Source organism: Lutibacter sp. Hel_I_33_5 (assembly GCF_007827455.1).
Taxonomy (GTDB): domain Bacteria; phylum Bacteroidota; class Bacteroidia; order Flavobacteriales; family Flavobacteriaceae; genus Polaribacter.
The window spans coordinates 2,158,366-2,181,374 of sequence record NZ_VISM01000001.1 but is presented as its reverse complement, the minus strand read 5'-3'; the positions used below and the strand labels follow the sequence as shown (position 1 = coordinate 2,181,374).

Sequence of the window (23,009 nt, the reverse complement as noted above, 5' to 3'; positions counted from 1 at the left end):
AATGACTGGAGAAGATTACAAAAACGGTCAAGTATTACTGATAGACAAACCACTTGAATGGACTTCTTTTCAGGTTGTAAATAAATTACGCTGGCATATTAGACAACGCTTTGATATAAAAAAAATTAAGGTTGGTCATGCCGGAACGTTAGATCCATTAGCTACTGGGTTATTAATTATTTGCACAGGTAAACAGACAAAACAAATTAATGAATACCAAGGTCAAATAAAAGAATATACTGGAACGTTCACTTTAGGGGCAACTACACCTAGTTATGATTTGGAAACTGAAGTTGACCAAACATTTCCTACAGAACATATTTCTAAAGAACTGCTAAACGAAACCACAAAACAATTTATTGGTAAAATTCAGCAAAAACCACCTATTTTTTCAGCAATAAAAAAAGATGGAAAACGGCTGTACGAATTAGCTAGAAAAGGAGAAACAACTGAGATAAAATCTCGGGAAGTAGAAATTTCTGTTTTTGAAATTACGAAAATAGATTTACCAAAAGTAGATTTTCGAGTAATATGTAGCAAAGGAACTTACATTAGATCTTTGGCTTTTGATTACGGTAAAGCACTTAGTTCTGGTGCACATTTATCAACTTTAAGAAGAACAAAAATTGGTGACTATGATGTTAAAAAAGCAATATCAATAGAAAATTTTATTAAAGATTTAGAAGTGGAATAGTTTTTGTTTCGTTAATCGAAACAAAAACTATTCCATGAAAAAACTATTACTTTTTTCTTTTTTATTTATTGTAATTCAAAACTTACATTCTCAAATAAAAGTTCATAAACCATATTTAACAGGTACTGCAAACATTGTTTTTGGTATTAATGAACATTATACAATAGAACTAGATGATGGTGAACCTTTAATTTTACCTTCAGCTTTTTTATTAAGATTTGGTGTTGGTCATCAACTAACTAAAAGATGGGCAGTAGGCTTAAATATTGGTTTTGATTATCATTTTAAATATGATATCGTTGCAATTCCAACATATGGTAGTTTACGGTACAATATTGCTGTAAATTCTTCTGAAGCTTACTTTATTGAAGCTAATTATGGAAAAATGTGGAGAACAGTTTCGAACTTTGGGAATGGTAATTATTATGGAGTTGGTTTTGGCGGACTATCTTTTAGTGATAATAGATGGAAAGGAACTTTTAGAGTAGATATCAATAGAAAAAAAATAGCGGGTTTCAAAAATGGCAACCTAGATAGTATTTCAATTGGGTTTGGTTTTACTTTTTTTTAGAAGGTAAATACCTATTGTACCAACTTTCTTCAATTGATACTTCCCAATAATTTTCAAAATCTTGTTTTGTCGTAATCAAATTATCAAAAACTATTGTTTTAGCTGTCACTGCTTTGTTTTTTAATAGTTTTTTAAAATCTTTTAAATCTTTATACTGAACATATTCACCTTGCTTAAAACAAACATTCATCTTATCTAAAAGTTGTACATCATACGTTTCCTGTAGCTCTAAAATAAAAGAAACTGATGCATCAATATCTGTATTTGTTAATGAAGAACCTTCAACATCTGCTATAAAAACTATAAATCGATTATATAAAAATTGATAAGTTGCTTTAAAGTTTTCATCCTCTTTTTTCCACGTTTCAATAAAGTTTTTAAGCTTCTCTTCCATGGCAGTAATTTCATTAGGATAAAACTTTCTACTAGATGGATAAATCCAAACTTTAGCATTTTCAGGCAAACTATTAAAATCTACAAACATGTTTAATTTTTAACGCTGCAAATATAGCCAAAAGAAAAACCGTTTAGATTCATAATTCTAAACGGTTTTAAATCAATATTAAATTATATTTTATTGCAAAAGACTTAAAAAGTCTTCTTGCGTACTTTTACCTTTGTCTTTATTATACCAAACTTGTAAGTCTTGTTTAAACTGAGGATCTAAACTTCCATGTTCTGCCTTATAATCTGCAACCATTTTTGTTGCAATCGCTGGTCTTGGCCCCCAAGAATTAACTACATTATTTCCTGAATCTAAAACTATTAACTTCGGAATTGACCTTCCTCCATTCGTTAAAAACTCATCCATTAACTCTAGATTTTCATCACGTAAAGCTACTTTAAACTCAATATGTTCGTTTTCGTTCGCTATTTTATTAATAACAGGCATTGTTTGGGCAGCATCACCACACCAGCTTTCTGTTAATACAATCCACGTTTGTTTATCATCAACTTTTTTAGCTTTCGAAATAGTATTTTCAGACAACTTAATAGTTTTATCTAAACGTTTCATACGTTTATCATTTAGCATACTATAATTTGATAATGCTTCCGATTGATTTGGACCAGTAGACTTCCCTTCTGTAACTAAACTTGCTACCAAATCTCTATATTCTTGATAGGTATATGTTTTGTCTAAGCTTTTTTGAATATGTTTACTCATGATTAATTCTTTCATTTTTCAATTTTGACGAATTATCTGTAATAAACTTACACTGCTTTAAAAAACATGTTTTTATTAGCCTTAAGATTTCTAATAATATCTTTTGTCATAGATGATAAATCAAAGTCATGCTTCCAATCCCAATCTTTTCTTGCAAAAGAATCATCAATAGAATTTGGCCAAGAATCAGCAATTTTTTGTCTAAAATCTGGGTTATAACTAATTTTAAAATTTGGAATGTGTTTTTTTATTTCTAAAGCAATTTCTTGAGGTGTAAAACTTATCGCAGATAAATTATAAGATGTTCTAATGTTAATGTTTGATTCTTCTGCTTGCATTATTTGAACTGTTGCTTTAATTGCATCATCCATATACATCATAGGAAGTTGTGTGTTTTCAGATAAAAAACATTCATAATTACCTTTTTCAAGTGCATCAAAATAGACGTCAACTGCATAATCTGTGGTACCTCCTCCTGGTTTTGTTTTCCAACTAATAATTCCTGGATAACGAATGCTTCTTACATCAACTCCATAATTTTCATGGTAATAATTACACCAATGCTCGCCAGCAACTTTACTAATTCCATACACGGTAGAAGGTTCCATTATGGTTTGTTGTGGTGTATTAATTTTAGGAGAAGTAGTCCCGAAAACAGCCATAGAACTAGGCCAAAATACTTGTTGAATATGTTTTTCTTTTGCTAAATCTAAAACAGCAAGCAAAGAACTTATGTTAAGATTCCAAGCTTTTTGCGGGAGTTTTTCTGCAGTTGCAGACAACATTGCCGCCATTAAATACACTTGATTTATCTTATATTTTTTTACAATTCTTAAAATTGATTCTTTATCAGTTGCGTCTAAAATTTCAAATGGTCCAGTATTTAATACAGTACTATTTCCTTTTTTAATGTCTGATGCGATTACATGATTATCCCCATATAAAACTCTTAATTTTTGAGTTAATTCGGTTCCAATTTGACCGCTAGCACCTAGAATAAGAATATTGTTTTTCAATTTTTACGAATATTAAAATTATTACCCAATACAAAGATACTTATTTTTGATATTCGTAAAAACAAATTATATATTTTTTATTATTCGTAATTATGATTTCTTTTTTTAGAAAAACTAAACCGCTATCCTTATTTAATAAAAAGAATCGATAGAACCCTTTTTTAAGAGTAATTTTTACGATTTTAAAACATTTATCACTTAAAATTTAATGAATTCAAAAATTAACACCTTTTAGAGGTCTTTTTTTTATTAAAAATTAATATTATTATTCCTTTATTACTTATTTTTACGTTCTTAAACTTTAATAAAAGTTGATTAAAAAGTTATTGCAAATAATAGTAGCCTGTATTTTGATTATTTCTTGCGGAGAAAAAAAGCAGAAAAAAACTTTAGCGACAACTTCTAAGGACATAAATAGTGTTTTACAAAAACATGAAAAACACACTACTGTTAATTATAATTTTAAGGATCAACTTAAAGGTTGGGAGGAATATCATTCGTTAAAAGAATTTATTTCTAAATTTAAAAACACATCTCCAGATATAGCCTTAAGTAATGCTCTGGAGTTAAATGATATTATCAAAATAGTTAAGGATAGTGTAAAACCTACCTTTTTAGATAATCCAGCTTTTAATACTAGAGTAAATATTTTACAAAATGAAGCTTTAAGATTAAAGGACATGACCTATATTTCTGCTATTAAAGCTACAGAAGTGAATACGCAAGTTGCTAAAATATTAAATTGTTATTCTGGTCTTAATGCTAAAATAAATGCTGTTTTAGAGCAAAAAAAGTTTGAAGAAAATTTAACTCTTGATGAAAGTTTTATAGGCATAGACTCGACTAAAATTGACAGTATATCATTAAAAACAATTAAAAAACAAGAGCAAGAGATTAAAATAGAGGAAATAACACCTTTAAAAAAAAGTAACCTATGAAAAAAGTGATCTTACTTTTTTTCTTTTTTGGAATGTTTTTTGCTTGTAAACAGAAGAACAGTACTACAGTTGTTAATCCAACAGAAATTAAAAAAACAATTAATACTGTACTAGACGATTGGCATAAAGCTGCATCTGAAGCAAATTATGAAAATTATTTTAGGGTATTAGACAGTAATTCTGTTTATATAGGTACAGATGCATCTGAAAATTGGACCAAGGCACAATTTTCTGAATTTAGTAAACCCTATTTTGATAAAGGAAAAGCTTGGAGTTTTACAGCTTTAGAAAGAAATATTTATATTAATAAGACCAACAACACTGTTTGGTTTGACGAATTGCTAAACACTTGGATGGGAACCTGTAGAGGATCTGGTGTTTTAGAAAAAACAAATACCGAATGGAAAATAAAACATTATGTACTATCAATTACAATACCTAACGATGATGTAAAAGAAATCATTAACATAAAAAAAGAAAAAGATTCAATATTTTTAAATAATTATTCAAATACAAAAAAATAAATTATGAGTAAAAAAGTACAATTTTCAATACTTACAATTCTTAGTTTAATTATATTCTACAGCTGTAATACTCAAAAAACAGAGACAGAAAAATTGCGTGAAAAGCATATATCTTTTGTTGAAAATCATCCTTTTAATAAAACGATGAAAATTTCTAGAAAAAAAAGAAAATCTTTAGGGTTACCTCCTAATGCATATTTTGAACAAGAATACTTAAATGAGATGAATCCAACTACGGGAAGAACTCATAAAAAAGAACTCTTTAAACTTCAAGAAAAGTTAAATAAAAAAAGAACATTATTAAGAGTTCCAGGAGATAAATCAGACAATGCTTGGGTAGAAAGAGGGCCAGATAATGTTGGAGGTAGAACAAGAGCTTTAATTTTTGATCCTAATGATACTACACAAGAGACAGTTTTTGCAGGTGGTGTAAGTGGCGGTTTATGGAAAAACACAAAAATTTCCGATCCAAATTCTGTTTGGACAAGAGTTGGAATTTCAGAAAACCTTGCTGTGTCTTCTATTGCTATTGATCCAAATAACTCTATGATTTGGTATGTTGGAACTGGAGAATCTTATACAAATGCAGAAGTTGGTAATGGGTTATGGAAATCTATTGATGGTGGAACAACTTGGAATAAGATTTTTGGTGGGGTTACCGGCTCTTCTACCATAGATAATTCTCCAAAATCTAGATTAGTAATTAATTCTAGTAAAGCTGTAGGTGATTATGATTTTGTTTTAACTACTGCTTTTGGAGGTGATTTAACATCAGACATAACTGCTAATCTTTCACTAGTAATTGATAATAGTGCACCTACTGATGATGCGTGTACTACAATAGGTAATCTTACAGAATTAAGTGGGAAAATAGCGTTACTTAGAAGAGGTTCTTGTAATTTTGATGACAAAGTTAAAAGAGCTCAAGACGCAGGTGCAATTGCCGTTATTGTAATTAACAATGTTGCTACAGCTCCAATTTCCATGGGAGGTGATGGCTTAGGTTTTGAAGGTGATACACCTGAAACTGCTTTAAACATTACAATTCCATCTGCAATGGTTTCTATGGCTGACGGGAATAAAATTGTTGCTGAATTAACAAATGGAGTTAATGGTACATTAAAGTTAGGATCATTAACTGCTGGCTCAAATATCTCTCCTGGAATACAACATATAAATGATGTTCTTGTAAGAAATAATAATGGTGTCTCAGAAGTATATGTTGCTGCGGGTGAAGCTATATATGGTGGATCAAGCCCCTTAACACTTTTAGGTGTTAATGAAATAGGCATTTATAAATCTATAGATGGCGCAAACTTCTCAAAATTAAATATCCCAAAAACAAGTAGTAATTCTGAATATGAACCAAATAAAATACGCTTAGGAGCGGATAATTCTATTTTTGTTTCTACAACAGACGATTCTTTTAATAGAGGAGGTGGAGCAATATTTCATTCTACAGATGGAAATACTTTTATTCTAAAACATACATTCCAAAATGGTAGAAGAATTGAGATTGCTCCCTCTAAACAAAATGCAAATACAGTTTATATTCTTGCCTCTCAAACAGGAACAAATCCAGTAAGATTATATAAAACAACTGATAATTTCAAATCGATAAAAACTTTAACATTACCTATTGCTAACGGAGGTTTACCTGCAAATGATTTTACTAATGGACAATCTTGGTATGATCTATATATTTATGTAGACCCTAATAACGATAATAATTTATATACTGGTGGAATTGATATTTTTAAATCTATAAATAGTGGAGATAGTTGGAATCAAATTTCTTATTATTATGGTAATAACAATACTTCACAAGTTCATCCAGATCAACATGGTATTGCTTTTTCTTCTTCTTCAAGAATGGTCTTTGGAAATGATGGTGGAGTTTATTTTTCTAATGACAGCGGCACTACAATTCAAGCCAGAAACAAAGGGTATAATACCTTACAATTTTACACAGTTGCTGTTGCCCCAAAAGGTTTAACAACTTCAGATTATTTTGTTGCTGGTGCTCAAGATAATGGTAGTCAATTAGTCGAAAATGGAAACGCTGGGGTTAATAGTTCTACTCAAGCACAAGGTGGTGATGGAGCATATTGTCATTTTGATATTGACGGAACTGATAAATACTACATTGTAAATACACAATGGAATGGATCAACAGTACTATTTAATTATGGAAATAATACATCCAGAACAATAAATAGAGATAGTTCCGAAGATGGTAATAATGGATCATTTATTAACCCACAAACTTTAGATTCTAATTTAGATATTTTATACTCTAACTATTCAAATGCATCTGGCATTTCAATAAGAGCATATTCTAACATAAAATCAGGAACTATTGGTATTAAAAAAATATTGTGGCGAAATATGGACGCAACTCCAACTGCATTAAAGACATCACCTTTTGAAGATAAAAAATCTAATTTATATGTTGGCTTAAGAAATGGTAAGCTAATAAAAGTAGCAGATACATACGCAGAATTCCCAGATAATCCGTCTTATAGTGATATTGCGGGGCCAGATTTTATAGGTTCTGTCTCAGATATTGAATTTGGTGTTAATGAAAATGAAATTTTTGTAACAATGCATAATTATGGCGTAGAAAATATTTGGTATACCAACGATGGAGGGACAACTTGGAAAGGCAAAGAAGGGAACTTACCAGATATACCTGTTAAAACAATCTTAAGAAACCCATTAAATACAAATGAAGTAATTGTTGGAACAGAATTAGGTGTTTGGAGAACCGCTAATTTTAATGATGAATCCCCTAGCTGGTTTCAGTCTTTTAATGGAATGAGCAATGTAAAAGTTACAGATTTAGATCTAAGAAATGACAATACAGTATTTGCTGCTACTTATGGTAGAGGTGTTTTTTCTGCTAAGTTTACTGATGCACCAGCATCCGTCGAAGAGGTAAATAAAGACAAATTAAATTTCACAATATACCCAACGGTAAACAATGGAAACTTCACCTTATTTGCAAAAAGAGATTTAGGAAACTCTAAAGTTTCCGTAATAGATTTAAATGGTAAAGAAGTTTATAATTCAAAAATAGACTTTAACAATAACGAAAAACATAAAATTAATATTAACAATCTTACCAAAGGAATGTATCTTATTAATTTAATTGATAAAAAAAACAATAAATATTCTAAGAAATTAATCATCAATTAAAAAAATATCCTCAAATAAAATATCATGAAAAAATTAGTATCAATATTATTTTTCTTAACCTGTTCTATATTGTATTCTCAGTTTCAAAATGTTGCTCCTTGGATGAATTCCAAGGCTAAATCAAACCAAAGAACCATTAATTCTGATATTATTACAATTAATGAAATTGACAAAGCAGCTAAAGAATATTTTAGCACATTAGAAGTAAATAAAAAAGGTAGTGGATTAAAACCCTATGAAAGATGGAAATATCATTGGAACTATTACACAAAAGAAAATGGTACCATTCTCCCTGCAAAAGATTTATGGAAAGCATGGGAGCAAAAAAACCAACTAAAAAGAGTATCAAAAAAAATAAACCAAAGTAATTGGAAAGCTTTGGGTCCTTACAACAACTCTAATACATTTAATGCCTCTAATTTTCAACAAACAGGACAAGGAAGAGTTAATGCTATTGCTGTTGATCCGAGTAATCCTAATACTATATATATTGGTGCCCCTGCTGGAGGTATTTGGAAATCAACAGATAATGGTGTAAACTGGAATCCTTTAACTGATTACTTACCACAAATTGGTGTATCTGGTATTGCTATACACCCAACAGACTCAAATATCATATATATTTCTACTGGTGATGATGATGCTTCAGATTCATATTCTGTTGGAGTATGGAAATCTATAGATGGGGGACTAAGTTGGAATAATACGGGTAATATGGCAGGAAACCCAAATTCGATGAATGAAATTTACATTCATCCAACTGCTACAGAAACCATATTGGTTGCTACTAATAGAGGGATTTTTAAATCTATAGATGGGGGTGCTAAATGGTCAAACTCTTTAAGTGCTAATATTTTAGACTTAAAGATGAAACCAGGGGACCCTAATATATGGTATGCCGTTAAAAATAGAACATTCTATAAATCTACAGATGGCGGAGATTCTTTTACCGAGATAACATTACCTAATCTAGGTACATCTACTAGATTAACTTTAGATGTTACACAAGCAAATCCAGAATATGTTTATGTAGTAAGTGCTGGTGCTGCTCCTGGATATAAATTTAATGGTGTTTTTAAATCTACAGACAGCGCTACTACATTTACCAAAACGAGTGAAATTAGCGATATTTTCAAGAGTTCACAAGCATGGTATGATCTTGCCTTAACAGTATCTTCTAAAAATGCAGATATTGTTTATGTTGGTGTGTTAGATATTTGGAAATCTACAGATGGGGGGAATGATTTTACTAAATTAAATGATTGGGCAAATCCTAATCAACCTTCTTATACGCATGCAGATATCCATTTCATGAGATTTATTAATGGAAAATTTTATGCTGGAACAGATGGTGGAATTTATGTATCAGAAGACGAAGGGGTTAAATTTAAAGATTTAACAAAAAACTTAGCTATTAGTCAATTTTACAAAATTTCTGTGGCTGCACAAAACTCTAATAATGTTGTCGGAGGATTACAAGACAACGGTGGTTTTGCATTAAATGATGAACTTTGGAGGAATTATCATGGTGGTGATGGTATGGAAGGAATAGCAGATCCTACCAATCCAGATACTCATTATGGTTTTACTCAATATGGCGGAAGCTTAAATAAAACTACTAATGGTGGTAGAACAAGCTCATATGTTACTGCAGCACCTGCTGCTGAAAGAAGTGGTAATGATAGCGGTGGTGCTTGGGTTACACCCATGGCATCAAATAGTAAGGGAGAAATTTATGCAGGATATAAAAATTTATATAAACTTGTTAATAGTGCGTGGGTAAAACAATCTAGTTTATTTTTGTTTGGAGATATATCCCATATCGAAATTGACCCTAAAAACGACAACAATATTTATGTTTCGCAAGCGGATAAAATCTATAGAAGTATTGACGCTGGTGTAACTTTTATCCAATTATTCAGTTATAAGAATGGAAGTATAAACGGAATTGAAATTAGCAATTTAGACTCAAACATTGCTTGGATTGTAACAAATTCAGGCATCTACAAAACTGAAAATATATTAAGTACTTCACCAACATTTTCTGATATTTCTAATAATTTACCATCAGATTCTAAGTTGGTAGTTAAACATCACGAAAGGAGTGGGAATAATTCAATTTATGTAGGTACAACCTTGGGAGTTTATACACTAAACGATACTTCTAATGGTAATTGGGAGGTTTTTGATATCAATTTACCTAATGTTGCTGTACGAGATTTAGAAATAAATGAAGAGGATTCTAAACTATTTGCAGCAACCTATGGAAGAGGTGCATTTGTTACAGATATTCCAAGAGAGTTACCTCAAAATGATTTACGACTATTAGCTTTAGAAAATACTCCTAAAAATATAAGTTGTTCAACATCTTTATCTCCTAGTCTCAAAGTTTCAAATCAAGGTAAAAATGTTATTAACTCTATAACCGTAAATTATAATTTTAATAATGGAAATTCAGAAACATATAACTGGACAGGAGTATTAAATTCAGAACAAATAGAAACAATAAATATTCCAACTATAAATTTAACACCTGGCAGTTATACACTAAATGTTGAAACACAAATTAATGGAGATGCATATCCTATAAATAATACTGCATCATCTTCTTTTTCTATAAATAAAACTAGTACAACACCAACGACTTTAAATTCTTTTGAAAATTCTGGAGACGAACTTTTAATTCAATCAACTGGAATAACAATGTGGGAGCTAGGAACTCCAACTAAAACTTTATTAAATTCAGCATCATCAGGTGACAAAGTATATGTAACAAAACTTAGAGGGAATCATCCTGATGCAACAACAGGTTTTCTATACACCAATTGTTATGATTTAACTAAAGTTGTTAATCCTATTATGGCATTTAAGATGGCTTTTGATATAGAGCTAGATTGGGATCATTTAGTTGTAGAATATAGAACCAACCAAGATGAAAAATGGAATATCTTAGGAACTGCAAACGATCCTAATTGGTATAATAGTGCGGCAACTACTAATGATACAAATCAATCTTCCCTACCTGGAAAACAATGGACTGGTTTTGGAGAATCTAGTCATGCTGGTGGAGGAAAAAATGCAGATTATCATGATTATTCGTATGATTTAGCTGCTTTTACTAATGAATCTAACATTACCTTTCGATTTAAATTTATTGCCGATGCTTATACAAATGAAGAAGGTGTTGCTATAGATGATTTTGTAATCAATGGAATATTATCTACAAAAGACATTGTATTAGAGAATACTTTTAATGTATATCCAAACCCTTCTAATGATACATTTAATTTTAATTGGAATGGGACAGAAAAAGCAACAATTTCTATTTTTGATTATACAGGTAAACTAATTCATCAAAAGAAAAACATTAAAACGAATTCATATAAATTAACTATGAATAATTTTAGTAAAGGATTATATTTTGCTAAAATTAATAGTGATGGAAAACAAGCAACTAAAAAGCTTATTTTAAAATAAAAATTTAGAAATACTTGTTATTAAAAAACCTCGCAATTGCGAGGTTTTTTAGTTTAGTACTTCTTTCAATACTTTATAAATCAAATCTGACTCAAAGCCTTTTCTAAAAAGGTAATCAGCTAATTTTTTTCGTCTTTTATAGTGGTTGGTTTCTGTTATGATTTCATTTCTTTTAACAGCAATTTGTATTAATTTTTCAGAATATTCAGTTTCATCAATCTCTTTAAGGGCAGTTTTCATAATATAGGCTGAAATATTTCTAAACTTCAATTCTCTAACAATTCTATTTTTACCCCAATGTTTTATTCTAAATTTTCCTCTTGCAAAACTTTTTGCAAAACGTTCTTCGTTTAGAAAATTATCTTGCATTAAACTTAAAAGAATCATTTCTCTTGCTTCAGGAATTAATTTATACTCCTTCATTTTCTGCTCCACTTCTTTATGACAACGATCTCTATAAACGCAATACTGCTCTAACTTTCGTTTTATTTCATTAACAGTAAACACTTTTTTATCCATTGTGCTAAAATATAAAAAGGGTTGAAAATAATTTCAACCCTTCAATTCTTTTATTGCTCATTCAAATTATAAAACTGTACGTAACCACATTTTAAATCTAGTAACTAAATAATATAAAATTGGCACAACTATTAATGTTAAGAAAGTAGCTATGATTAATCCGTAAATTACTGTTTTAGCTAAAGGTCCCCAGAAAATCACATTATCACCACCAATATAAATATTCGCATTAAACTCGCTAAACAACGTAAAGAAGTTAATATTAAAACCAATTGCCAAAGGAATAAGTCCTAAAATAGTGGTTATTGCTGTTAATAAAACAGGTCTTAAACGTGCCTTTCCTCCTTTAATAATAGATTCTGTTAATATATCCACAGGTACAAAAGCATTTTCATCAATATAGTGATCAATTTTACTTCTATCTATTAAAAGCTGGGTATAATCTAATAATACCACTCCATTATTTACCACAATACCTGCTAACGAGATAATCCCCATCATTGTCATCATAATAACAAACGGCGCTCCAGTTGCTACTAATCCACCAAAAACTCCTATTAGACTTAAGAAAATAGCTAGCATTATGATAGCTGGTTTTGAAACTGAATTAAACTGGAAAATCAATATAAAAAAGATTAATCCTAAACCAGTAAAAAATGCACCCATTAAAAAAGTCATTTGTTTGTTTTGCTCTTCAATCTGACCTGTATAATCAATTTTAACGTCATTTGGTTTCTGAGTAAATGTTTCCATTTCTTTTTGAACTTGAGAAACAATTGCCGCCGCATCTGTATAACCTGGAGCTAAAGCGGAATAAACAGTCACTACCCTATTAACTCTCTTATGTTTAATTGCACTAAAACCAGAAGTATTCGCTTGAGATGCAACTGCAGAAACAGGAATGGCTTTTACTTTACCAGAAGCTTGATCTCTAAAAGTTAATTTCTGATTAAAAATTGCGTTTGAATTATATCTATTCTCTTCATTAAAACGAACATAGATATCATAATCTTCACCATCATCTTTATAGATTCCTGCTTTTGCACCAAACACAGAATTACGTAATTGTTGACCAACTTGACCTGTACTAACTCCTAATTCTCCAGCCTTTTTTCTATCAACTTTCACCAACATAGAAGGTTTCGATTTGTTCACATCAATTTTTAATTGATCGATTCCAGCAATACTTTTTGTATTGATAAAATCACGCATTTTTTCTGCAGTTTCTATCAATTCAGCATAATCATTTCCTTCTAATTCTATATTAATTGGGTAGCCTTGTGGTGGCCCATTTGCGTCTTTTTCAACAGAAATAGAAATTCCAGGATAAATTCCTTGTAACGCTTCCTGAACTTTTTTCTGCAAATCTTTAGACTCCGCTCCTCTTCTAAATTTATACTCTCGCATAGAAGCAGTTATTTTCCCTCTATGTGGCATATCCGCTGCAGATCCACCGTCAGTTTGAGGGTTTCCTGCTCCTGCTCCAACTTGCGAAACCGCACTTTCTACTAAGAAATTATAACCATTATCGATATTTTCTGGGGCATTTAAAATTTTATAAACACGCTTTTCTATATCTAAAGTAACTTTATTAGTTTTTTCTATATCAGTTCCTTGTGGATACTCTATATAAACAATAATCTGGTTTGGTTCGTTATCTGGGAAAAATTCAATTTTTGTTCGTTGACTAGCAATCGAAGCACCAAATCCACCGAAGGCTAAAAACAACAAAATAAAAGTTCCAAACGTGATTATAATTGGTTTCCATCCTCTTAAAGCTGATGATAAAATTTTCTCATAAAATTGTTCCCAACGTGGTAACACATTGTTTTGAAACCCATTTGCTAACGGACGTAAAATATATCTGTACACCCAAAAATTAACTGCGGCAAAAACCATTAAAGTTCCTAATGCTCTATAATCTCCTCCAAAGAATAAAATCAATAAACCAATAATCCCTAAAATTGATGTAATTATTGTCAATCTTTTTAATGGCATGTTTTTATCCTCAATGTTCATAAATTGAGATACCATTACTGAGTTGAAGAAAATTGCAACAAAAAGAGAAGATCCTAAAACAACAGATAATGTTATTGGAAAGTATTTCATGAATTGCCCCATAACGCCTGGCCATAATCCAAGTGGAACAAATGCTGCTACCGTTGTTAAGGTTGAAATAATAATTGGAAAAGCTATTTCTCCAATTCCTTTTTTAGCTGCTTCAACACTAGATAAACCTTCGTCTTCCATGAGTCGATATGCGTTCTCGACGACGACAATTCCGTTATCTACCAGCATCCCGAGACCCATTATGAGCCCGAAAAGAATCATGGTATTCATGGTGTATCCCAATAGGCTTAATATCATTAAAGACATAAACATGGACATTGGAATAGCAAAACCAACAAATAATGCGTTTTTAAATCCTAAGAAAAACATTAAAACAGTTACTACTAAAATAACTCCGAAAATGATATTATTTACCAAATCATCTACTTGACCAATCGTTTTAGAAGATTGATCATTTGCAATCGTTACTTTTAAATTTGTTGGAAAAACATTGGCTTTTGCATCTTTAACTATTTCTAGAATTTTATCAGCAGCCACAACCATATTTTTACCAGAACGCTTTTTAACATCTAGCATAACAACAGGCGCTCCTTTTCCTAGAACAACATCATATTCTCTTGCGTAGGTAGTTTTCTCTTTATCTTTAAACGTTACGTTTGCAACGTCTCTTAAATAAATAGAACTCCCTCTTTCTGACTTTACAACAAAACTTTCTAACTGCTTAGGGTCTGTAATTTCTCCAACAATTCTTATAGTTCTACGTTGACCGCTGGCAATTAAACTACCAGCAGAAAGCGTCATATTACCATTATTAATGGCGCCAATAATATCATGAAAGCTAACTTTTGCAGCCATCATTTTATAGATATCTACAGCAACCTCTACTTCTTTATCTTGTGCGCCACGAATATCTACTTTCTTAATTTGTGGTAAATCTTCTATTTCGTCTTGTAAATATTCTCCAAACTCTTTTAATTTATCAACCGGATAATCACCAGAAATATTAATATTAAGTATCGGAATTTCTTCGGACATACTTAATTCGAAAATATTAGGCTCTACTTTTGCGCCGTTAAATGTTGGCCAATCTTCTCCAGAAGTTTTTGTATCAACCTCATCTTTTACTTTTTGCTTTGCTGATTCAACCGATAAACTTTCATCAAATTCAACAATTATCATAGAATAATCTTCTTGTGAAGTTGATGTGATTTTCACAACACCACTTACCGTTTTAAGCTTATCTTCTAATGGATCCGTAATCAGTTTTTCAACATCCTCTCCTGTATTCCCTGGGAAAATAGAGCTAATGTAGATTTTAGTTTCTCTAATCTCAGGAAAATTTTCTCTTGGCATATTAAAAAATGCCGACATACCTAGTGTTAAGATTAAAACCATTAACACATACATGGTTGTTTTGTTATTTATCGCCCAGGAGGATAAACCAAACTCTTTATCTACTTTATTATTAGTCATTTGTCACTAGTATTTAGTCATTAGTGTTGCTTTTAAGGTATTTTTGAAGACTCGTTATCATTTTTGATAATTCTTCTAAATAACTTCTTATTATTTTTTCTTCTGAAAAAGATATATACTTTTGATTTTTAGCAATTGTAGCACATACTACACATTCTTTCACAGAACCTATTGCTATTTGCAAAAATCTATTAAATTGTAAATTTGTATCTCCAGAACCTTCTGCTATATTTAAAGCTATTGAATTTGCAGCTCTAATAAATTGAGAGGTCAATCTGTAATTCTCTTCTTTAGGAAACTTTTCACAAGTTTTATATATCAAATTAATAAAATCAAGTGATTTTTGATATACTTTTAAATCTTCGAATTTGAACTTTATTTCTTCCATAGCTAATTACTAAAGTCTAAAAACTACAGACTAGAATTGTTTAAAACTTCAACTTTTTGTTCATTTTTTACACTTCTAGCACCTTCACTAATCACTTCAACTCCATTGGTCAACCCTGATAACACCTCAATATCATCTCCATTCGTTTTACCTGTAGAAATAAAAGCTTGTTTCGCAACACCAATTTTATCTTTTAAGTTTTCTACGATATAAACATACTGTTGTCCTTTCCCATTTTCGGAAATGATACTTTGTGGAATCAAAACAGCTTTTTCATTTGTATAATCATTGATTTTAAGCTTTGCTGATAAATTTGGCTTGATATTTCCATCTTTATTTGGAACAGCAACTTCAATCTTAAATGTTCTGTTTGCTGGATTGATAAAATTACCTGTTTGACGAATTGCTGAAATCATTTTTGTGCCTAAAACTGGAAATTCTACAATCACGGATTTTCCTTTAGTTACATTCGGAATATAGCTTTCTGGAACATCTGTTTCAATATACATATTACTTAGATTAACAATTCTAAAAACTCCCATTCCTGGACCAACTAAATTCCCTTGTTCTATAATTACATCATCAATTACACCTGAAAAAGGCGCAGTAATACTAGTTTTGGCTAATGTTTTTCTAAGTTGAGAAACAGCATTTTTCTGAGCTTCGTAATTTGTCTTGGTTTGTAAAAACTGAATTTCTGATCCAATTTTTTGATCCCATAAACGTTTTTGACGTTCAAAAGTAGTTTTTGCTAATGCTGCCTGAGCTTCAACTTGCGCTAATTGATTAGACATTCCGTTATCATCTACTTTTGCTAGAACTTGTCCTTTTTTTACATATTGACCTTCTTTTACATAAATAGCTTTTAGCAAACCATTCATTTCTGGCGATATTAAAACGTTCTTTTTAGTTTGTACATTTCCTTGTAATTCAAGATAATGTGTAAATTCTTTTTCAACAGTTTTAAAGGTAGAAACTAAAGGCATTTTTTTATTAGTATCTAATTTATCAATTGCGTCAATTAATAATTTAATTTCAGCAGAAACTTCTTGTTGTTGTTTATCTAATGCTGCTTTTTTTGTCTGTATTTGCTTTATATCTTTAGTTGCAATTACATCACTAACAGATTGTTTTTTTTCACCTCCACAAGAGATTAAAAATACAGTTACTAGTATTAATGAATAAATTCTTCTCATCGTTATTTTATTTTATGGGTACGTTTAATGCGTTTTCTAATTTGGCTTTATTCGCAATAATGTTTAACATTGATTGCACATAATTGTTTTGTTGCGCGTACAATTGTTGTTGCGCTTGTAGTAATTCGAAACTACTAGAAACACCTTCGTCAAATTTTATTTGTTGTTTTTTCTCTATTCTTTCAGATAATTCTAAATTCTTTTTTGCGGTTGCTAAATTTTCTATACTTAATTGATAGTTGCTTTTCGCAGTTTCTACTTCAAGATTTAATCGTTGTTTAGTTTCTTCCAATTGTATATCAGAATTTTGCAATGCAATTTTTGCCTGCGCAGTTTTAGCACTTCTTCTTAAACTACTAAAAATTGGGACTTTTAAACTAACTCCTAATAATGAAGAATTAAACCATTGTTGATTATTATTAAAAAACGAAAATGTATCAGAATTTGCCATTGTTCCGTAGTTTACAAAAGCACTTAAACTCGGTAATGCTTTACTTTGTTCGTATTTCATTAATAATCGATTACTCTCTCTGGCGTTTTCTGCAATTTTAAAATCTATATGATTACTTAAATCAAAAGATGAGGACAATAAATTTAAATCCGTATTTGTTAACGTTAAAGCACCTAAACTATCAGTTAAATTAAGTTTAGTATGTATTTCTTTTCCTATTGATAGGTTTAACATCTTATATGCAATTTCTTGCATTCTTTCTGCATTTCTAATACTACTTTTAATAGTACCTTCAGTAATTTCAAACTGCTCTACATCTTCTAATTCTGCTAAACCATTTTTGTTGGCTATTCTTGCGCCTCTTAAAAGTCGATCATTAGTTTTTTTGTTCCTCTTTAAAATTTCAATCATTTTTTCCGCCACCAAAACATTTCCGTAAGCATTAATTACAGCTTCACGAGTAAGTAATTCTGTTTTCTCTTTAGCTTGATTAGAAATTTTTAAATATGTTTTTGCCGATTGCAAACCAATTAAATAAGAACCATCAAATAATAATTGTGATAATGTTACACTAGCATTTAAGTTTTGTTGAGTTCCAAAAGTAACAGGTGTAAAATCTCCTTCTGCCGCATTTGGATCTAAAATTTTTGCAGGCAATAATGATACCTGTTGTTTTAACCAATTTTGATAATCTACTTGTGCATTAATTTGTGGCAACCCCAAAGTTGTTGTTTCCCATTTTCTTTTTTCAGCGGCTTTAATATCATTTTCAGCAATTTGATTATTGTAATTGTTGGCAATTGCAAAATCAACAGCCTCTTTTAAAGACAAACTTGCCGTTTTCTCTTGAGCTTGAAATGTGCTCAAAAAAAGTAGGGTTAAGAATGCATATATATACTTTTTCATTTTATGATTATTTCTCTTTTAATTGTTTTTCTAATTCTTGTATTCCTTTTACAGTAGCTATTCCTCTCAAATGATATTCTAAATAATAATTCATTAAATCATTCATAGAAAATTGTTGTAACGGAAATAACTCTGGATTTTTAATCCCTAACATTCCATTAAAATATAAGCGAGCAGTAAAATCAGTATCAATTTCTTTTCTAAACAGCCCTTGTTTAATTCCTCTTATTAAATTTTCTTGAATACATTCTTGCATAAACTCAAATTGCTTATGTTTTAAAGATGAAAATATTTCTGGATAATATTTTTGAAGTTGATATTGGGGAGAAGATTTTTCATCTTTCAAGTAATGCATTATAAAACGTTTTACTTCATATAACTCCTTTATTGGATTTTGTTGTTGCTCATGAATAAAATCTATTCCTGTACAAATAAATTCAAAAACGGTAGAAGTAACTTCTTGTACTAAATCTGTTTTATTACTAAAATGATTATAAATGGTTTTTTTAGAAACACCTAAAGCAGCAGCAATATCATCCATTGTAACGCTCTTAAATCCTAAGTTTAAGAACATTTCTGTCGATTTCTCTAAAATTTTATCTCTCATAATATGATGCAAATGTACAACAGGAAACTTTAGAAACAAAAAAAGTTTCCTAAGTTTTAATGTTTTTTTAACATTTCTATTAGACTAAAAAACTTCTTTGGCGTATTTTTACAAAAAATTTAAATTTGGATATTCTTACTTATCAAAACGACTTTTTAGAGTATTTAGAAAGTAAAAAATGGGTTAAAGAACCCAAAAACTTATACCTGCCAATAAAATATATTTTAGGTTTAGGAGGAAAACGCATTAGACCGGTTTTAACATTAATGGCGGCTGAAATTTTTTCAGGAGAATATAAAAAAGCACTTCCAGCTGCATTAGCAGTAGAAGTCTTTCATAATTTCACTTTAGTTCATGATGACATAATGGATGATGCTCCATTAAGACGTGGTAATAAAACCGTACATGAAAAGTGGGACATCAATACTGGTATTCTTTCTGGTGATGCTACATTAATTTTAGCATATCAATATTTTGAAAATTATGAACCTGAAGTTTTTCAAAATTTAGCAAAACTTTTTAGCAAAACTGCACTAGAAGTTTGTGAAGGACAACAATTAGATATTGATTTTGAAACTAGAAATGATGTAACAATTGACGAATATATTAATATGATTCGTTTAAAAACATCCGTTTTAGTTGGTGCTGCTTTGCAAATGGGAGCAATTGTAGCAAAAACATCGGAAGAAAATTTAAATGAAATTTATAATTTTGGTATTAACCTTGGTATTGCTTTTCAGCTTCAAGATGATTATTTAGATACTTTCGGGAATCCAGAAACTTTTGGGAAACAAGTTGGTGGAGATATTATAGAAAATAAAAAAACGTATTTATATTTAAAAGCATTAGAAATATCTACACCTGAAGATAAAAATAAACTTAAAAGTTTTTTCAATCAAAAGTTAGAAGATAATACCACTAAGATTGAAGAAGTTAAAAATATATTTTTAGCTAATAAAATTCCTGAATTGATAAAAGAATTAATTAAAAGCTATACAGACCTTGCGTTTCAATCTTTAGATAATTTAAATATCTCAGAAGAAAACAAATTTAAATTAAAAGATTTTGGTCTAAATTTAATGAATAGAGAAGTGTAAAATTTCTCTTATAAATAGTAGTTTTTTTAAAAATAATAGTACATTTGCCAACTATAAAAAGGACCCATAGCTCAGTTGGTTAGAGCATCTGACTCATAATCAGAGGGTCCCAGGTTCGAGCCCTGGTGGGTCCACAAATTATATGATTATTAAACAAAACTTGTATTTATATTATTAAATACAATATATTTGTTTTTCGAAGCTTTTGAATTTCAAAGTTTTAATCTGGGGGGATATAAAATGAAGAAACGAAACTACATACTGCTTTTTTTAGTGGTAACAGTTGTATTTATGGGACATTCTCAGATTGTTCCTCCGCCTGTTCCTCCACCTCCACCTCCTGGCATACCTATAGATAGTGGGTCAATTTTCCTTTTAATTGCAGGTTTATTTTACGGTGTAAAAAAGATTAAAAGGAAGTTTTAATTACTCATTAAACGTTGCACATATTTACCAATTACATCAAATTCTAAGTTAACTTTGTTTCCAACTTTAAGTTGAGAAAATGTCGTATGTTCTTTTGTATAAGGTATTATTGCTACGCTGAATTCATTTTTAAATGAATTTACCACCGTTAAACTAACACCATTAATAGTAATAGACCCTTTTTCTATGGTCACATTATTTTTATCAGAAGTATAAGAAAAACTAAATATTGTACTTCCATTATCATCTTTAATTTTAGTACATAAAGCAGTTTCATCAACATGTCCTTGAACAATATGCCCATCTAAACGATCTCCAAGCTTCATAGCTCGCTCCAGATTCACAAAATCATCAACAACTAATTCTCCTACATTCGTTTTATCTATGGTTTCTTTTATTGCAGTAACAGTATATTGATTTTTGTTAATATTAACAACTGTTAAACAAACACCGTTATGCGCAACACTTTGGTCAATTTTTAACTCAGGTGTAATATTGCTTTCTATAGTAAGGTGAAGATTCTCTTTCTCTTTTGTAATTTCTACAACTTTACCAAGTACTTCAATTATTCCTGTAAACATATCATTAAAAATTAGTTACTTTTGTATATTCAAAAATAGGAATTATACAAGAGTTAATATGGACAAAACTAACAAAATTATTGTAGGTATTTCAATAGGAGATTTAAATGGAATTGGAATTGAGATCATCTTAAAAACATTTAGAGATAAAAGAATGTTAGAATTTTGTACTCCAGTAATTTTTGGTTCAACAAAAGTTATTTCTTATCATAAAAAAGCACTGAATTTAGAAATTCCTGTTAATGGAATAAATAATATTAATCAACTAGCGCATAATAAAATTAACTTGCTTAATATCTGGAAAGAAGACATTAAAATAGAAATCGGCAATCCAACAGAAACTTCTGGGAAATATGCAGCTAACTCTCTAGAAGTTGCCGTTACAAATTTAAATGAAGGTGCTATTGATGTGCTTTTAACAGCTCCAATTGACAAGGAAAACATACAGTCAGAAAGTTTTAATTTCCCTGGACACACCGAATATTTAGAAGATAAATTAGAAGGAGAAAGTCTAATGATATTAATGTCTGATAATTTAAGAATCGGGCTTATAACTGGTCATATTCCAGTATCAAAAATTGCAGAAACCATAACGCCAGACTTAATAAAAAAGAAAGTAGCTATTATGCATGCATCTTTAAAAGAAGATTTCGCCATTAACAAACCAAAAATTGCTGTTTTAGGATTAAATCCTCATTGCGGCGATAAAGGTGTTATTGGTAAAGAAGATGAAGAAATTATAAAACCGACAGTTGAAGAAATAAAAGAGTCTGGAAAAATAGTTTTTGGTCCCTATGCCGCAGATGGTTTTTTCGGTTCTAAAACCTATCAACAATTTGATGGCGTTTTAGCCATGTATCACGATCAAGGTTTAGCACCTTTTAAAGCTCTATCATTTGGAAATGGTGTGAATTTCACTTCTGGACTCAATAAAATTAGGACTTCTCCAGATCACGGAACAGGTTTTGATATTGCAGGTAAAGGTGTTGCAAATGAAACATCGTTTAAAGAAGCGCTCTTTACAGCTATCAAAATTTTTAAAACTAGAAACCAACATAAAGAACTTACTAAAAAGCCTTTGGTAGTCAAGTAATTAAAATCTTTATATTTTTTCTTTTTTTACCATGTTACATAACTTTTTTCATATCTTTGCACGCTCAATTATAGATTGATAATGAAAGACTTGAAAAAATTCAACATTCAGTTTGTCGGATTAAAAGAAGGAAGTCATTTATTTGAATACCAAATTGACAATACGTTCTTTGAAGCTTTTAATTTTGATGAGTATTTAGATTCAAACCTAAATGTTCAAATAAATTTTGTAAAGAAACCAACACTATTAGAATTATCATTTACAGTAAATGGAACCATAAATGTTCCTTGCGATATAACTAATGAACCTTTTGACTTAATAATAGATGGAAAATTACCATTATTAATAAAGTTTGGAGAGGAATATAATGATGATAATGAAGAATTAATTATTGTTGCACATGGCTCTTATGAGATAAATGTAGCGCAATATATTTATGAAATGATAGTGCTTGCTGTACCTACAAAAAGAGTGCATCCAAAAGTAATTGATGGAACACTAGAATCAGAAGCTTTAAAAAGATTAAAACAATTAGAAATAAAAGAAAGTAAAACTGTTGAAAAAACAGACCCAAGGTGGGATAAATTAAAAGATTTATTAACAGAAAAAAATAAGTAAG

At 30.1% G+C, this 23,009-nt stretch carries 20 protein-coding genes and 1 tRNA gene; 11 read left to right on the top strand and 10 right to left on the bottom strand.

All coding sequences use genetic code 11. The annotated features are described in order from the left end of the window. Window position 1 precedes the first annotated feature (1 nt). Together truB and OD91_RS09560 are read left to right on the top strand one after the other, a co-directional pair. Window positions 2-694 (top strand): tRNA pseudouridine(55) synthase TruB, encoded by a 693-nt coding sequence (truB, locus tag OD91_RS09565; RefSeq protein ID WP_144896161.1) that lies wholly within the window; start codon window positions 2-4, stop codon window positions 692-694. 34 nt (window positions 695-728) lie between these two features. Next, window positions 729-1,265, top strand: a complete 537-nt coding sequence (locus OD91_RS09560; RefSeq protein ID WP_144896160.1) for a hypothetical protein — start codon at window positions 729-731, stop codon at window positions 1,263-1,265. Here OD91_RS09560 and OD91_RS09555 read toward each other — a convergent pair. The 3 genes from OD91_RS09555 to OD91_RS09545 all read right to left on the bottom strand — a co-directional run bounded on the left by OD91_RS09555 (window position 1,252) and on the right by OD91_RS09545 (window position 3,446). Then, window positions 1,252-1,749, bottom strand: coding sequence for an ABC transporter ATPase (locus OD91_RS09555; protein WP_144896159.1), 498 nt, complete (start codon window positions 1,747-1,749; stop codon window positions 1,252-1,254). The two genes, OD91_RS09560 and OD91_RS09555, sit on opposite strands and share 14 nt — an antisense overlap. Before the next feature lie 90 nt (window positions 1,750-1,839). Then, window positions 1,840-2,430: a thioredoxin family protein gene (locus tag OD91_RS09550; RefSeq protein ID WP_144896953.1), complete on the bottom strand. Its 591-nt coding sequence runs from the start codon at window positions 2,428-2,430 to the stop codon at window positions 1,840-1,842. Between the two features lie 47 nt (window positions 2,431-2,477). Further along, window positions 2,478-3,446, bottom strand: coding sequence for an NAD-dependent epimerase/dehydratase family protein (locus OD91_RS09545; protein ID WP_144896158.1), 969 nt, complete (start codon window positions 3,444-3,446; stop codon window positions 2,478-2,480). A 311-nt stretch (window positions 3,447-3,757) separates the two neighbouring features. On the opposite strand from OD91_RS09545, the gene OD91_RS09540 reads away from it, so the two are divergent. The 4 genes from OD91_RS09540 to OD91_RS09525 are packed head-to-tail and all read left to right on the top strand — an operon-like array spanning window position 3,758 to window position 11,583. Further along, entirely contained in the window at window positions 3,758-4,384 is a 627-nt protein-coding gene (locus tag OD91_RS09540) for a hypothetical protein (RefSeq protein ID WP_144896157.1), read from the top strand. After that, window positions 4,381-4,908, top strand: a complete 528-nt coding sequence (locus tag OD91_RS09535; protein WP_144896156.1) for a nuclear transport factor 2 family protein — start codon at window positions 4,381-4,383, stop codon at window positions 4,906-4,908. The genes OD91_RS09540 and OD91_RS09535 overlap by 4 nt, the downstream gene beginning before the upstream one ends. Window positions 4,909-4,911: 3 nt before the next feature. Next, complete coding sequence (locus tag OD91_RS09530; protein ID WP_144896155.1) at window positions 4,912-8,106, top strand: PA domain-containing protein; 3,195 nt, start codon at window positions 4,912-4,914, stop codon at window positions 8,104-8,106. Window positions 8,107-8,130: 24 nt separating this feature from the next. Continuing rightward, complete coding sequence (locus OD91_RS09525; RefSeq protein ID WP_144896154.1) at window positions 8,131-11,583, top strand: T9SS type A sorting domain-containing protein; 3,453 nt, start codon at window positions 8,131-8,133, stop codon at window positions 11,581-11,583. 48 nt (window positions 11,584-11,631) lie between these two features. On the opposite strand, the gene OD91_RS09520 is transcribed toward OD91_RS09525, so the two are convergent. The 6 genes from OD91_RS09520 to OD91_RS09495 form a co-directional block, all read right to left on the bottom strand. Next, complete coding sequence (locus OD91_RS09520) at window positions 11,632-12,102, bottom strand: regulatory protein RecX (RefSeq protein ID WP_144896153.1); 471 nt, start codon at window positions 12,100-12,102, stop codon at window positions 11,632-11,634. A gap of 66 nt (window positions 12,103-12,168) precedes the next feature. Then, window positions 12,169-15,645 (bottom strand): efflux RND transporter permease subunit, encoded by a 3,477-nt coding sequence (locus OD91_RS09515; RefSeq protein ID WP_144896152.1) that lies wholly within the window; start codon window positions 15,643-15,645, stop codon window positions 12,169-12,171. A 13-nt stretch (window positions 15,646-15,658) separates the two neighbouring features. Next, a complete protein-coding gene (locus OD91_RS09510) occupies window positions 15,659-16,033 on the bottom strand; it encodes a four helix bundle protein (RefSeq protein ID WP_144896151.1) in 375 nt (124 codons plus the stop codon). Between the two features lie 23 nt (window positions 16,034-16,056). Beyond that, a complete protein-coding gene (locus OD91_RS09505; protein WP_144896150.1) occupies window positions 16,057-17,229 on the bottom strand; it encodes an efflux RND transporter periplasmic adaptor subunit in 1,173 nt (390 codons plus the stop codon). Between the two features lie 7 nt (window positions 17,230-17,236). Next, window positions 17,237-18,547, bottom strand: a complete 1,311-nt coding sequence (locus tag OD91_RS09500; RefSeq protein ID WP_370511745.1) for a TolC family protein — start codon at window positions 18,545-18,547, stop codon at window positions 17,237-17,239. A 46-nt stretch (window positions 18,548-18,593) separates the two neighbouring features. Further along, on the bottom strand, window positions 18,594-19,193 hold the full coding sequence (locus OD91_RS09495; protein WP_144896148.1) for a TetR/AcrR family transcriptional regulator: 600 nt from the start codon (window positions 19,191-19,193) through the stop codon (window positions 18,594-18,596). 125 nt (window positions 19,194-19,318) lie between these two features. Here OD91_RS09495 and OD91_RS09490 point away from each other — a divergent pair, with 125 nt between their 5' ends. The 3 genes from OD91_RS09490 (at window position 19,319) to OD91_RS13730 (ending at window position 20,716) form a co-directional block, all read left to right on the top strand. Next, complete coding sequence (locus tag OD91_RS09490; RefSeq protein ID WP_144896147.1) at window positions 19,319-20,290, top strand: polyprenyl synthetase family protein; 972 nt, start codon at window positions 19,319-19,321, stop codon at window positions 20,288-20,290. A gap of 60 nt (window positions 20,291-20,350) precedes the next feature. After that, window positions 20,351-20,424: transfer RNA gene (locus tag OD91_RS09485), tRNA-Ile, on the top strand. 106 nt (window positions 20,425-20,530) lie between these two features. Further along, window positions 20,531-20,716 carry a PID-CTERM protein-sorting domain-containing protein gene (locus tag OD91_RS13730; protein ID WP_144896146.1) on the top strand — a complete coding sequence of 62 codons (186 nt, stop codon included), beginning with the start codon at window positions 20,531-20,533 and terminating at the stop codon, window positions 20,714-20,716. Here the strand turns inward: OD91_RS13730 and OD91_RS09475 are convergent. Next, window positions 20,713-21,297: a riboflavin synthase gene (locus OD91_RS09475; protein ID WP_144896145.1), complete on the bottom strand. Its 585-nt coding sequence runs from the start codon at window positions 21,295-21,297 to the stop codon at window positions 20,713-20,715. The two genes, OD91_RS13730 and OD91_RS09475, sit on opposite strands and share 4 nt — an antisense overlap. Window positions 21,298-21,355: 58 nt before the next feature. On the opposite strand from OD91_RS09475, the gene pdxA reads away from it, so the two are divergent. Together pdxA and OD91_RS09465 are read left to right on the top strand one after the other, a co-directional pair. After that, window positions 21,356-22,390 carry a 4-hydroxythreonine-4-phosphate dehydrogenase PdxA gene (pdxA, locus tag OD91_RS09470; protein WP_144896144.1) on the top strand — a complete coding sequence of 345 codons (1,035 nt, stop codon included), beginning with the start codon at window positions 21,356-21,358 and terminating at the stop codon, window positions 22,388-22,390. An 81-nt stretch (window positions 22,391-22,471) separates the two neighbouring features. Continuing rightward, window positions 22,472-23,008 carry a DUF177 domain-containing protein gene (locus tag OD91_RS09465; RefSeq protein ID WP_144896143.1) on the top strand — a complete coding sequence of 179 codons (537 nt, stop codon included), beginning with the start codon at window positions 22,472-22,474 and terminating at the stop codon, window positions 23,006-23,008. Window position 23,009: the final 1 nt, after the last annotated feature.